The sequence below is a fragment of the Thermocaproicibacter melissae genome, from assembly GCF_024498295.1.
In the GTDB taxonomy this organism is placed as follows: domain Bacteria; phylum Bacillota; class Clostridia; order Oscillospirales; family Acutalibacteraceae; genus Thermocaproicibacter; species Thermocaproicibacter melissae.
In genome coordinates this window covers 299775-312571 of the sequence record NZ_CP101827.1, presented here as the reverse complement: position 1 = coordinate 312571, position 12797 = coordinate 299775, and the positions used below count along the sequence as shown (strand labels likewise).

At 54.8% G+C, this 12797-nt stretch carries 10 protein-coding genes; 5 read left to right on the top strand and 5 right to left on the bottom strand.

Going from position 1 to position 12797, the window contains the following annotated elements; all coding sequences use genetic code 11:
• Nucleotides 1-150: 150 nt before the first annotated feature.
• Entirely contained in the window at nt 151-642 is a 492-nt protein-coding gene (locus NOG13_RS01570) for a hypothetical protein (RefSeq protein ID WP_283110567.1), read from the top strand.
• Nucleotides 643-915: 273 nt separating this feature from the next.
• Here NOG13_RS01570 and galE read toward each other — a convergent pair whose 3' ends face one another.
• Both galE and NOG13_RS01560 read right to left on the bottom strand, forming a co-directional pair.
• Entirely contained in the window at nt 916-1917 is a 1002-nt protein-coding gene (galE, locus tag NOG13_RS01565; protein WP_283110566.1) for a UDP-glucose 4-epimerase GalE, read from the bottom strand.
• 108 nt (nt 1918-2025) lie between these two features.
• Nucleotides 2026-3345, bottom strand: coding sequence for a galactokinase (locus tag NOG13_RS01560; RefSeq protein WP_283110565.1), 1320 nt, complete (start codon nt 3343-3345; stop codon nt 2026-2028).
• A 143-nt stretch (nt 3346-3488) separates the two neighbouring features.
• On the opposite strand from NOG13_RS01560, the gene NOG13_RS01555 reads away from it, so the two are divergent.
• Genes NOG13_RS01555 through NOG13_RS01540 form a run of 4 tightly spaced genes read left to right on the top strand, consistent with a single transcriptional unit; the run spans nt 3489 to nt 7584 of the window.
• On the top strand, nt 3489-4988 hold the full coding sequence (locus NOG13_RS01555) for a spore germination protein (RefSeq protein ID WP_283110564.1): 1500 nt from the start codon (nt 3489-3491) through the stop codon (nt 4986-4988).
• Nucleotides 4985-6217, top strand: coding sequence for a Ger(x)C family spore germination protein (locus tag NOG13_RS01550; RefSeq protein ID WP_283110563.1), 1233 nt, complete (start codon nt 4985-4987; stop codon nt 6215-6217). Before NOG13_RS01555 ends, NOG13_RS01550 begins: the two co-directional genes overlap by 4 nt.
• The gene (locus tag NOG13_RS01545) at nt 6218-6442 is read left to right on the top strand and encodes a hypothetical protein (protein ID WP_283110562.1); all 225 of its coding nucleotides are present in this window, start codon (nt 6218-6220) and stop codon (nt 6440-6442) included. It abuts the gene before it with no gap.
• Between the two features lie 11 nt (nt 6443-6453).
• Nucleotides 6454-7584, top strand: a complete 1131-nt coding sequence (locus tag NOG13_RS01540) for a GerAB/ArcD/ProY family transporter (RefSeq protein ID WP_283110561.1) — start codon at nt 6454-6456, stop codon at nt 7582-7584.
• 9 nt (nt 7585-7593) lie between these two features.
• Here the strand turns inward: NOG13_RS01540 and NOG13_RS01535 are convergent, their stop codons facing one another.
• From NOG13_RS01535 to NOG13_RS01525, 3 genes are all read right to left on the bottom strand, one after another.
• A complete protein-coding gene (locus NOG13_RS01535; RefSeq protein WP_283110560.1) occupies nt 7594-8775 on the bottom strand; it encodes an iron-containing alcohol dehydrogenase in 1182 nt (393 codons plus the stop codon).
• A 281-nt stretch (nt 8776-9056) separates the two neighbouring features.
• A complete protein-coding gene (ychF, locus tag NOG13_RS01530; protein ID WP_283110559.1) occupies nt 9057-10151 on the bottom strand; it encodes a redox-regulated ATPase YchF in 1095 nt (364 codons plus the stop codon).
• Nucleotides 10152-10575: 424 nt separating this feature from the next.
• The gene (locus NOG13_RS01525; protein WP_283110558.1) at nt 10576-12732 is read right to left on the bottom strand and encodes a Tex family protein; all 2157 of its coding nucleotides are present in this window, start codon (nt 12730-12732) and stop codon (nt 10576-10578) included.
• Between the last annotated feature and the right edge of the window lie 65 nt (nt 12733-12797).

Below are 12797 nucleotides of genomic sequence, written 5' to 3'. Positions count from 1 at the left end.
GACTGATTTCAAAAAACTGCTTGGACTGTGCTTCCGTTATTATATCATACCGACATAAAAAAAGGAATAGATGAAATAATACTGTTATTTGTGATGGGAATGCGATATAATAAACCAAGAACTGAGCCGTCTGGCAGGAGGGATTTTTCAATGGACTTTTGGAAAAACGCTACGCAATCCTTTACCAAGGCGGTCGATTACATTGTGGATAAGAACCGCAAAGCGGCCATAATGAACCGACTGAAAATTGTAATTAAAACAGAAAAAGACGCGCAAAATCATGCGTTTATTCAGCTTGGAAAATACTATTACCAGAATATGCGTGACCCGCAGAACGAGGAAACCGAAGAGTACTGCAAGGCGGTCGATAATGCAGGTGCACGCCTGAAACGCGCTTATGCAAAGCTCGACGAGCTTGCCGTTCCCACCAAGGAGCAGGATCCGGCGGAAAACGCCTGTGAAGACGAAGACTTGAGCGGCGGCTTTGAAGCGGATGAAGAACCCAAGCCGGACGCGGCACATCAGGAAATTGCCGACGATGACGAAGACTACCTTCGTCCGTTCAAGGTGGAGCCGAACGACGCCGATATCGTGGACGATGACAGCTCGGAAGAATCCGAGAGTATCGACGACGAACCGTAAACTTCAGCTGCGGGAAAACCGCAAAATAAAAACTAAGCAGGGCACGCCGCAGCGTGCCCTGTTTTTTGTTCTTTCAGCGCTGACGACCTTTTTGGGCGTGGAAATAGCATAACGCAAAACAACTAATTGTATAAAATAATTAAAATATAACAGATTGTTTCAGATGTGTCCGTGGAAGTTGGGGCTGAGTACAGCATCTCGAAGATTTCCTGCGCACGCTCGGTGAATTGAACAAGGCGGGAGCAAAGAATTTGCTCCCGCCTTTTCATTTTGTTATTCTTTTTGATTCCGAATAAAGTTCCAGCTGTCGCGGCACATGTCTTCAAGCGTGTATTTCGCTTCCCAGCCGAGTTCCGTTTTGGCACGCGTGCAATCCGCATAGCAGGTTGCGATGTCGCCCGGGCGGCGCGGCTTGATTTTGTAAGGAATCTTTACGCCGCTTGCGCGCTCGAATGCATGAACCACTTCGAGGACAGAACTGCCCTTCCCCGTGCCGAGGTTGAAGGCGCGGGCGCCGTCGAGGGAATCGAGCTTCTGCAGAGCCTTCACATGGCCCGCCGCAAGGTCGCACACATGGATGTAGTCGCGCACGCCGGTGCCGTCCGGTGTGGGGTAGTCGTTGCCGAAAACACCGAGCTCCGGCAGCTTGCCCACGGCGACCTTCATGATGTAAGGCATGAGGTTGTTCGGAATTCCGTTCGGGTTTTCACCGATGAGGCCGCTCGGGTGCGCGCCGATAGGGTTGAAGTAGCGCAGCAGCGCAACCTTCCAGGACTTGTCCGCAACGCAGGTGTCGCGGAGAATCTGCTCAATCATCAGCTTGGTGTAGCCGTACGGATTCGTGCAGGAAAGCGGCATATCTTCCGTAAACGGCGCCTTGTTGTTCATGCCGTAAACCGTCGCCGAGGAGCTGAACACAAGGCGGTGAACGCCGTATTTTTTCATCAGGCGCAGCAGGTTCAGCGTGCCGGTGATGTTGTTGTGGTAATACTCCAGCGGCTTCGCAACCGATTCTCCCACGGCTTTTAGGCCCGCGAAGTGAATTACGGCGTCGATTTTGTTTTCTTCAAAGATTTTCTCGAATTTATCGTAATCGAGCATATCGCACTCATAAACCGGAAATTCTTTGCCGGTAATGCGTGTAATCTGCCCCGCCACGCTCGGCGATGAGTTGGAGTAGTTGTCCATTACTACGATGTCATAGCCATTGTTCAGCAGCTCAACACAAGTGTGAGAGCCGATATATCCGGTTCCTCCGGTAATCAGAATATTCATTCGTTTAACCCCTTTCGTTCTAAAAAAACCGCGTTTCTCCCATCATACACTTTTCGATTTGCACATTCAAGCAGCCGAATGTAATTTCATGTGGACAAAGCGGTGAAATTATAGAATCTGAACACCGCCTGCGGCACACACCGAAAGCGGCAGGCAACTGCCGCGGCCAAAGACAGCTTCGATTTCCCGGGAAAATTCCTCAAAATACTCATTGGGCACATAGGCCTGTACCGTACCCGCAAAGCCGCCGCCGTGCAGACGCCATGCGCCGCCCCGCTTTGCAAGCAGACGGCTGCAGAGTGCGAGCGCCACGGGAATCCCCTGTTCCTTGGTACGGGAGGGGGGATAGGCATTCTGCAGGAACTCAAACGAGGAATGTCCGCTTTCCATTACGAGGCGCAGGAAGGTCGGGAACTCCCTTGTCCTGAGCGCCTCTGCCTCCCGCACAACGCGGCGGTTCTCCGCAAAGAAGTGCATCGCGCGCAGGGCGGCTCGGTCTCCCGCAGTAGCGCGAACCTCCGGCAGGCGGGAATAAAATTCCTCTTCGTCCACCTGCGAAAGGAGTGTTTTTCCGAAGCAGGCGGCAACCTTTTTCATTTCCGCCGGAATGGTGGCGTAATCCTGCGTCAGCCCGGAGTGGCTGCCCTTTGTGTCAATGATGCACAGGCGGTAGCCGCACGAGGAAAAATCGAACGGAATCTTTTCGGCGCGGGGGTTGTCCGCTTCGGAGAAGTCGAGCAGGACAAAGCCACCCACGGCGCTTGCGGCCTGATCCATCAGCCCGCAGGGCTTGCCGAAATACCGGTTTTCCGCATACTGTGCGAGCTGCGCCGTCTCAAGCGGCGTAAGAAAGCCGCCGCAGAACAGATGGTTCATTGCCGTGCCGAGCAAAACCTCAAACGCGGCGGAAGAAGAAAGGCCGGAGCCGGGAAGAACTTGGTTTTCGGTGCAGGCGCAGAAGCCCTCCGCGCGGAAACCTTTTGCGGCAAGTCCCGCGCACAGCCCGCGCACAAGCGCGGCAGAGGTTCCCTCCTCATCCGGTCTTGGGTTGGTGTCGTCCGCCTGCACGCAGTCCTCAGGGAAACCAACGGATTTCACGCGGATTTCCGTTCCGCCAGTCAACGAAACAACCGCCAGCGCGTCCAGGTTGATTCCCGCTGCGAGCACGCGCCCGCCTTGATGGTCGGTGTGGTTACCGCAAATCTCGGTGCGCCCCGGCGCACGGAATATCTTCACATCACGGTCCGCTCCGAACCGCGTTTCAAATTCCTCAATAAGACGCACAATGCGGCGGGACTCGTCTGCTGCCGCTTCTCGGCTGCACGAAAGAAGGGCGGTGATCCGTTCTACCCCTTCCCCGCCGAGGAACATTTTCTTTGCCTTTTCGGCCTGCATGCGTTCCAACCTCCCGGCAGTTGTTTCTTTCATTGTATCTCACCGAGCGGTTTCCGGCAACTTCTCTTTGCTTGAAAACGGGCAGATTAATTGCCCCTTGCCGGGTATATTCCTACGGGGCACGGGCAATTTAAATGGAAGAAAACGCGCATACTCGAAACAGCGGAGGGACTGCTATGGAAAATCACGATACATTCGGCAGTGCGAAGCTTCCGTCGGAGCAGCTGGAGCCGAATCTGAAATACATTCTGAACCTTTTCCAGGGGGACGATACCCTGCGCCATCGGTTTATTACCAACAAAGGCAAGCAGGAGCACAAGTTCTGCATTATCTATGCCGACGGCATGGTGAACAGCAAACTGATGAGCGACAATATCGTCCGCCCGCTGATGCAGTACAAGTTCCCCGAAAACTGCAATGACCTTGTGGGCACCGTGCAGGAAAGCGTGATTTCCGTCAACAGTGCGGAACGCACGCAGGATGTGGAGAAAATTGTGCAGGCCATTGTTTACGGCGACTCGGCACTGTTGTTGGACGGTTCCGCCGACGTGCTGATTCTGGACACAAAAGGCTGGTCAAAGCGGGCCATTGAGGAGCCGGAGTCCGAACGTGTGCTGCGCGGCCCGCGCGAAGGATTTAACGAAGCTCTGCTCGAAAATATTTCGATGATTCGCAGGAGGCTGCGTACCCCGGACTTAAAGCTGAATATGCTCACATTCGGCCGCAGGACGCGCACAAAGGCGTGCCTGTGCTACCTGGACAGCCTTGTGGATAAGCGTGTGCTGGAAGCCCTTAAAACCCGCCTTTCCAAAATTGATATTGACGGTACGCTCGACACGCAGTATCTCGCGGAGCTTGTCCGCGACAAGCCCTATGCGGGAATCGATACGGTCGGCTCGACGGAGCGCCCCGACGTAGCCGTCGCGAAAATGCTCGAAGGCAGAATCGTTCTAATTCTCGACGGCTCTCCGCAGGTCATGACGGTGCCGTATCTCCTTATCGAAGCATTCCAAAGCGACGAAGACTATTATTTGAGCTACTTGTTCGCGAGCATCGGCCGTATTCTGCGCATCTTTGCGTTCTATGTTTCCATCTCTCTGCCGTCACTCTATATTGCTGCTGTTACTTACCACCCGGAGATTTTACCCTTCCCACTTCTTGTCAGCATCGCGCAGGCCCGTCAGGGTGTGCCGTTTCCTACCATACTTGAACTGGTGCTGATGCTTTTTGTCTTTGAGATGCTGCGGGAATCGGGCGGGCGAATGCCCGGCAATATGGGCCAGACGCTCAGCATCGTGGGCGCCCTCGTCATCGGGCAGGCGGCCGTTGAAGCGAAGATCGTCAGCGCGCCGATTATCATTGTTGTCGCAACAACCGGGATCACCGGCCTTATGAACCAGAAAATCAAGGGATTCGATATTGCAGCCCGCTTTTTGATGTTGGCGACGACGTCTGTACTGGGGCTTTACGGGTTCCTGTTTGCGAACATTGCTCTGCTTGCTCTGCTTTACCAGACGGATTCCTTCGGCGTGCCCATTCTGGGAAGGATGCGCATGACGAAGCTGCAGGGCTACAAGGACACCTATATCCGCGCGCCTTGGTGGCTGATGCTGAAGAGGCCGAAGGAGCTTTCGAAGAATGTGACGCGTCAGAAACGGAGCGGTGCTGCAAAATGAAACGTGCGATTCGATGGACGGCTCTTGCGCTTGTTGTCGCCTCGCTTGCGACGATGACCGGCTGCCGGAATTACCAGGAAGTTGAGAACCAGGACATTGTAGTCGGTCTGGCAATCGACAAGGGGCAGCAGGGCTACCGCTACCACATGACGTTTGAAGTCATCGATGCCGTCGCCGGACAGAGCGACCAGATCAAAAGCAAGGTGCTGGAGGCCGACGGCAACACAATTGCAGACACAACAGACAATGCAACAAAATATGCAGACAAAAACCTCTTTTTCAGTGACTGCAAGATTGCGATTTTCAGTAAGGAAATTGCGAAAGAAGGGCTTTTGCAAGTTCTCGATTGGTTTAACCGAGACACGAAACCGCGTTTGGCCATACAGATGTATGTTTCCAATGAAAAAACCGCCGGCGAATTATTGAAACTGGGCCAAGGAGGCGGCCAGCAGGGAGGCGGCCAGCAGGGAGGCGGCCAGCAGGGAGGCGGCCAGCAGGGCGGCGGTCAAGGAGGCGGCCAGCAGGGAGGCGGCGAGGGCGTAGTCATCTCTTTGCAGGTTGCCAGTGTCATGGAGTCGGTCTCGACGGGCGGAAAAAGCAAGCAAATGCATCTTTATGACGTGGACAACATCCTCCTCGGGGAAGGACAAGACCTTACCCTGCCCTGCCTGCAGAAAAGCAACCAGCAGATTCAGCCGGTTGAAGTAAAAGGTACGGCGGTTTTCAACGGAGATAAATACGCAGGCTATCTGGATGATGAAAAGACGCAGCATTTCCTTCTTCTCAATAAAATCGAGGACAGCGTCTTGCTGCTCGGCGAAAAACCGTCGCAAAAGGACATTACTCTGCAGATTATGCGAAATGAAGTGTCGGTCGATCCCGAGATTCAGGGCGACAAGATCAGCATGAAGGTGAAGGTCAAAATGCAGTGTTCGTTTGACGAAGAAAACAGCTCGCGGAATTTCCTGCTGGAAAATGGCATCGAGAAAGTGGAAGAGCTTGCAAACAAAGCCGTTAAGGAAGACATCGGCGGGATGATTAAACAGGTGCAGAAGGAGTTCGGCTGCGACATTTTCGGCTTCGGGCGGAGAATCTATCAAGAGAACCCGCAGCAATGGAAGAAACTGAAACCGTCTTGGCACCAGAAATTCCGCACGGTGGCTGTGGAGATTGAACCGAACGTGTCCATCGTGAACACCGGATTTGCAAAACCGAAAGGGACGAAATAAATGCTGCACAATATTTATTCTGTTGCACTCATCGCGTATTTTGTAATTTCAGACCTTCTGCCTCATTTGAGGGACCCGGATAATGACAACCACCTTAAATGGATTGCGATTCCGGCTTACACGGCCGCCCTTGTAATCGATCTGCTGGTTGGGTTTGGAGTTCAAATTGACATGGACCCGGTAATTATGTCGTTTTTTGATTCTTTGCTGAAAGGAAAAGGATAGGAGGAGAGGCGATGAACAGAAACGTACCGGCAAGAAAAATATGGCCCGCCATAGCCCTCTGCATCATTGAGCGAAATATTTTGCTGGGAGCCAACACCGACGCAAGACAGGATTCTTGGATCTGCATGGCCATCGCCACGGTGGCAGGCCTCCTTTTTGCTTGGCTTTTCAGCGCCGTCCTACGCCTTCACCCCGGCAAAAATATGTTCGATATTTTTGTGGAGGAGTTCGGGAACATCGGCGGAAAGATTGTCTGTGTTCTTTATACCGCCTACGCCTCCTATCTTGGCGCGCGCGTCTTTTCCATCTGCAACAACTTCATCCGCATTGTGAACCTAGACGAAACGCCTACTGCGGCCATCATACTGTTTTCGGCTCCACTGGTTGCCGGTGTTGTGAAATGCGGCCTAAGAAACATGGCTGATTGTTCAAAGCCCCTTTTTCTTCTGCTTCTCATTATGACCGGAATTACCATTCTGCTCGGCCTGAATTTCATGGATTTCGGAAATATCCAGCCAATCCTTGAAACCAAACCGGATGTGCTCATGTCCACCTCGTTCGAATACCTCTTACTCGCGTTCGGAGAAACCGTGCTGTGCATGTCGTTCTTCAGCGAAGTGGACAAGAGAGAAAACCCGTTTCACATGTTCGCCCAGGCCATTCTGGTAGGTGGAGGGTTCCTCACAGCCGTCATTCTACGGAATATTCTGCTGGTCGGCGCATCGACGGCCGACCTGTTCCTCTTTACCTCTTTTGACGCGGTTGGCATTATTTCTCTGGGAGACTTCGTCACACGCATCTCGGTCATTGTCGGCGTGGAAATGACTCTGACCAGCATTGCCAAAATCGGTCTGTGCACCTACTCAGGTGCGCTGGGGCTTGCAAAAGCCCTCGATATTAAGCATGCCCTTCACCTCGCGGCACCTCTGTGCGCACTGATGTCGGCACTGAGCTTCACGCTTTACCACAACGTCCTCACAGAGTTCGAGTTTGAAAGATACCTTGTCCTCATCAGCGTCCCGTTCCAAATCATCTTGCCGCTCGCCGTCCTGATTACCGGAAAGATTAAGCAAAAAAGCAAAAAGAAAAAGACGGCAGCCAAAAAGGCCGCCGCCGTGCGAGTCCCCGCTCCGGAGGAGTAATTTTCAATTTCAGTGGTTCGCGTCCTTGTAGATGCGGTAGCAGTCCTCGCCGTCCAGCTTAAGGAACTGCCCGATGGTGCGCGTGCCGTGGAACACGCAGCGGTCTGCAAGGCCGCGGAGTTCTTCTTCGCTCTGGATGCCGACGCCAAGCTCCGAGAGGCACACCGGCATGCCGATGGAACGGAAGTAATCCACCGTTTTTTCAATGCCGCGCAAAGCCTTTTCCTCGGTGCTGCCTTCGGTGATCTGCCAGACACCCTCGGCAAACGAAGCGAAGCGTTCCGGGTTGTGCGGCATGCAGTATTTCGCCCAAGAACCCCAAACGGAGGTAAGGCTAGCGCCGTGGGCGACGTTGAAGGTTGCGCTCAGTTCATGGCCGAGCTGGTGCGTCGCAAAGTCTTTGATGCCGCCGAGACCGGTCAGGTTGTTGTGCGAAAGGCTTCCCGCCCACATCAGTTCGCTCATGGCGTCATAATTGTGCGGGTCGCCGACGGCGATTTTGCCGTTGCGAATCACCGTGCGCAGAAGCGCGACGGCAATCGCGTCGGTCAGCTCGTTGCCGACAACCGGCGAGAAATAGCGCTCCATGGTGTGCATCATTATATCCGCCACGCCGCACGCGACCTGATAAACCGGAAGGGTCAGCGTGAGCTCCGGGTTCATAATCGCGAATTTCGGGCGGTTCCACTGAGTGCTAAGGCCGCGCTTCTGGTGAATAGTGTCGTTTGTCAGCACGGCGGAATCGCTCATTTCGCTGCCTGCGGCCGGAATGGTGAGGATGACGCCGACGGGCAGGCTCTTTGTGACCGGAACCTTCTGTGACCAGAAATCCCAGATCGGCGTGCCGGGGTTTGCTGCGCCGATGGCGATGCCTTTTGCCGTGTCAATGACACTTCCCCCGCCTACCGCGAGGATGAAGTCAATGCCGTTTTTGAGGACAATCTCCACTCCCTTTTCCGCAAGGGAGAGACGCGGGTTTGGCTGAACGCCGCTGAGACTTTCAAACGGGATTCCGGCGGCAGTCAAATCCTGCCGGATTCTTCCGAGCAGGCCGCTTTTTTCGGCACTGTGCCCGCCGGAAACGAGGAGCACCTTCGTGCCTCCGTGTTTCTTAACGAGCTCCGCCGCCTGCCGTTCCGTGCCGCGGCCAAAGACAACTTCCGTTGGAATATGGAATGTAAAATCTTTCAAGACGGATTACTCCTTTCAGACAGGTGTAACGCCTGCCTTTTCTTAAATTCGGAATCTCTGTGAGCCATTGCGTTTATTTTACCCTAACGGGAGACTCCCGAAACTCTCCCGCCGAACCGGGCTTTTAAATTTCCGCTGAGCTGAACATCCGGCGTTAAAAGCGGGAGTTTCTATAAACTCTCCCGCCAAACAAGGCTTTCAAGTTCTCGCCGAGCTAAACGGCGGGGCGAAGGCCGCGGCGACACGCCGCGCGGGGCGAAGGATGCAGCGACACGCCGCTGCTAGACGTTAAAGCGGAACAGAACGACATCGCCGTCGTTCATTACATAGTCTTTGCCCTCGGAGCGGACAAGGCCTTTCTCTTTTGCGGCGGCCATGGAACCGCATTTTACGAGGTCGTCAAACGCAACAACTTCGGCACGAATGAACCCACGCTCAAAGTCGGAGTGGATTTTTCCGGCGGCCTGCGGAGCCTTCGTGCCTTTTTTGATGGTCCATGCACGGACTTCCTGCTCGCCTGCGGTGAGGAAGCTGATGAGTCCGAGCAAGCTGTAACAGGCGCGGATGAGGCGGTCAAGGCCGGATTCCTCAAGACCCATGTCCGCGAGGAACATTTTCTTTTCCTCGTAGCTCATGTCGGCAATCTCGGCTTCGGTCTCGGCGCAGATGGGCAGCACGCCCGCACCCTCCGACGCCGCAATTTCCTTTACAACATTGAAGTTTGCGTTGTTCTCGATTCCGCCGCGGAAATCATCTTCGCTCATGTTTGCGGCGTAGATAATCGGCTTCGCGCTCAGAAGCGAAACAGAAGCGAGGAGCTTCGCTTCGTCCTCGGTGCATTCCACCGTGCGGGCGGATTTTCCGGCATCGAGCACTGCCTTCACGCGCTTAAAGAAATCAAGCTCTGCCTGATATTTCTTGTCCGCCTTGAGCATTTTCTGCGTCTTTTCGATGCGGCGGTCAAGAACCTCCATATCGGAGAGAATCAGCTCGAGGTTGATGGTCTCAATATCGCGCTTCGGGTCGATGGAACCGTCCACGTGAACAATGTCGTTGTTTTGAAAGCAGCGAACCACATGAACAATGGCGTCGCACTCGCGGATGTTCGCGAGGAATTTGTTGCCGAGTCCTTCGCCCTTTGAAGCACCGCGCACAAGGCCGGCGATGTCCACGAACTCAATGGTTGCGGGCGTATATTTCTGCGGATGGTACAGGTCGGCGAGCCAGTCAAGACGCTTATCCGGCACGGCAACGGTGCCAATGTTCGGCTCAATGGTGCAGAACGGATAGTTTGCCGCCTGTGCCCCTGCGTTTGTAATTGCGTTAAACAGCGTGCTTTTTCCTACGTTGGGCAGTCCTACGATCCCGAGTTTCATATCTAAAGTCCCTCTTTATTTTTCATTTGGTTTCCAATGCATCCATTATAGCGGAAATCCCCCTCTGCCGCAAGGTCACAGCGAACCGGAACCTCCCCGCGAATCCCTTGGTAAGTGTTTCAGATTAAGAAGCAAACGCAGGATACTCTCCAGTACAAAAGCGTACCCGCCACGGGCGTAAAAGAAAGTTTTCCACCGTTTTTGAAAAATCGGTGGAAAAAGATTCGCCCGCGCATGGCGGGCGGAAAACGATTGTTCCGATTTATTCCCGATTCCTTTTCGCAAAGGTTTCTAATGCAGCCATAAACCCTTAATTCCTGGTTTTCAACTTTTTCACACAGGGTTGTTGAAAAAAGAACCGCCCGCGCATGGCGGGCGGAATTATGCGAACGTTTCGGTTTGCGCAGCGTTGGGGCGAAACAGGTTATGCCTGCTTCATCGTCAGCGAAATGCGCTGCTTCTTCACGTCAACCGAAAGAACGCGAACCTTTACGATGTCGCCGACCTTCACCACATCGGACGCGCGCTTGACAAAACGGTCACCGAGCTGCGAGATGTGCACAAGGCCGTCCTCATGCACGCCGATGTCAACGAACGCGCCGAAATCGACGACATTCCGCACCGTGCCGGTCAGCTCCATGCCGGGCTTCAGGTCCTCGATTTTCAGCACATCGGTGCGGAGAACCGGCTTCGGCAGCTCGTCGCGCGGGTCGCGCCCCGGGCGGAGAAGCTCCGAGATGATGTCTGTCAGCGTCGGCACGCCGATTCCCAAGGTTTCGGCAACCTTTTCCACGCCGCCGAGCTGTTCCACTTTTTCGTTCAAGGCGGAGAGGTTGCCGCCCGCAATGTCGTCCGCACCGAAGCCGCACAGCTTCAGCAGAGCGCGCGCCGCGTCGTAGCTTTCGGGGTGAACAGCAGTGTGGTCGAGAATGTCGGCACTTTCGGGCACGCGGAGGAATCCCGCGCACTGCTCAAACGCCTTCGGGCCGAGCTTCGGCACTTTCAAAAGCTCCATGCGGCTGTGGAACGCGCCGTTCTCCTCGCGGTACTTCACAATGTTTTTGGAGACAGTCGGCGTAATTCCCGCCACCTTTTCCAGAAGCGACGGCGAAGCCGTGTTCAAATCCACGCCGACGGTGTTCACGCAGTCCTCCACCACGCCGCCGAGGGCTTCTTCAAGCTGCTTCTTTGGCATATCGTGCTGATACTGCCCCACGCCGATGGCCTGCGGGTCGATTTTCACCAGTTCGGCGAGCGGGTCCTGAAGTCTACGCGCAATCGAAACGGCGCTGCGGAGCGTTACGTCGAAGTCGGGGAATTCCTGCGCCGCGAGCTTGCTTGCCGAGTAAACCGATGCGCCCGCTTCGCTCACAATGACGTAGGAAACGCCCGCGTCAATCTCACGAATTACCTTTGCGACAAACTGCTCCGTTTCGCGCGAAGCCGTGCCGTTGCCGATGGCGATGACGGTTACGCCGTGCTTTTTGATGAGGCGCTTTACGATTTCTTCCGACTCACGCACTTTCGCCTCGGAGTGCGTCGGGTAAATGACATTTGTGTCCAGCACGCGGCCCGTCGGATCCACTACGGCGACCTTGCAGCCGGTGCGGTAACCCGGGTCGAGCCCCATCACAACATGGCCTTTAATCGGCGGCTGCATGAGCAGGTTGTGGAGGTTGACGGAAAAAACCTTAATGGCGGCTTCATTTGCCCGTTCGGTGAGCGAATTGCGCAGCTCGCGCTCAATGGCCGGGAAAATCAGACGGTCATAGGCGTCTTCACAGGCCTGCCGCACCGCGTCCGTGCATGGCGAGGGCTCCGGCTTCAGCATTTCGGAAAGGACAATGTTCATGCCCTTCGTGCGGTCAAAATCAATCGAGACCTTGAGGAAACCTTCCCTTTCACCGCGGTTGACGGCAAGCACACGGTGCCCCGCGATTTTTGTAAGCGGTTCCTTAAAATCATAATACGGCGCATAGACGGAATCTTCGTCCGGATTCGCCGCTTTTGAGACAAGCACGCCATGCGCCCCGGCGACAACGCGCAGGCGTTTGCGGATGGAGGCATTGTCCGAAGCGATTTCGGCGATGATGTCAAGTGCACCCGCAAGCGCGTCCTCCGGCGTCTCTACGCCCTTTTCGGGGTTGACGTATGCCTCTGCGAGCACAAGCGGTTCGGGCGAATCCTTTTCCTGCGCAAGGATGGCGTCGGCGAGCGGGCCGAGTCCCTTTTCCTTTGCAACGGAAGCGCGCGTTTTGCGCTTCGGGCGGAACGGGCGGTAAATATCCTCAATCTCCGCAAGCGTGGCGACTTTTTCCAAAGCGGCGGAAATCTCGTCCGTCATGGCACCCGCTTCGGTGATGGCGTTTGCGACTTCCTCGCGGCGCTTTTCGAGCGAGCGCAGATATTCCAGGCGCTCCGCAATCTCACGCAGCGTCTGGTCGTCTAGAGAGCCGTGCGCCTCTTTGCGGTAGCGCGCGATGAACGGGATGGTGTTTCCCTCGTCGATGAGCTCAATTACTTTTTCGGTCTGCCACTTTTGCAGGTGAAACTGCTGTGCCAGTTCCTGTGCAAAATCCATTGTTTCCCCTTCTTTTTGCGTATTCAGCCGCAGCCTTCCGGGCCGTCCCCGAAACAGCGGCGCAA

Bases quoted from the DNA above. Each gene is read 5' to 3' on its own strand.
- NOG13_RS01570 (WP_283110567.1), top strand. From the start codon at position 151: ATGGACTTTTGGAAAAACGCTACGCAATCCTTTACCAAGGCGGTCGAT.
- galE (WP_283110566.1), bottom strand. From the start codon at position 1,917: ATGAATATTCTGATTACCGGAGGAACCGGATATATCGGCTCTCACACT.
- NOG13_RS01560 (WP_283110565.1), bottom strand. From the start codon at position 3,345: ATGAAAGAAACAACTGCCGGGAGGTTGGAACGCATGCAGGCCGAAAAG.
- NOG13_RS01555 (WP_283110564.1), top strand. From the start codon at position 3,489: ATGGAAAATCACGATACATTCGGCAGTGCGAAGCTTCCGTCGGAGCAG.
- NOG13_RS01550 (WP_283110563.1), top strand. From the start codon at position 4,985: ATGAAACGTGCGATTCGATGGACGGCTCTTGCGCTTGTTGTCGCCTCG.
- NOG13_RS01545 (WP_283110562.1), top strand. From the start codon at position 6,218: ATGCTGCACAATATTTATTCTGTTGCACTCATCGCGTATTTTGTAATT.
- NOG13_RS01540 (WP_283110561.1), top strand. From the start codon at position 6,454: ATGAACAGAAACGTACCGGCAAGAAAAATATGGCCCGCCATAGCCCTC.
- ychF (WP_283110559.1), bottom strand. From the start codon at position 10,151: ATGAAACTCGGGATCGTAGGACTGCCCAACGTAGGAAAAAGCACGCTG.
- NOG13_RS01525 (WP_283110558.1), bottom strand. From the start codon at position 12,732: ATGGATTTTGCACAGGAACTGGCACAGCAGTTTCACCTGCAAAAGTGG.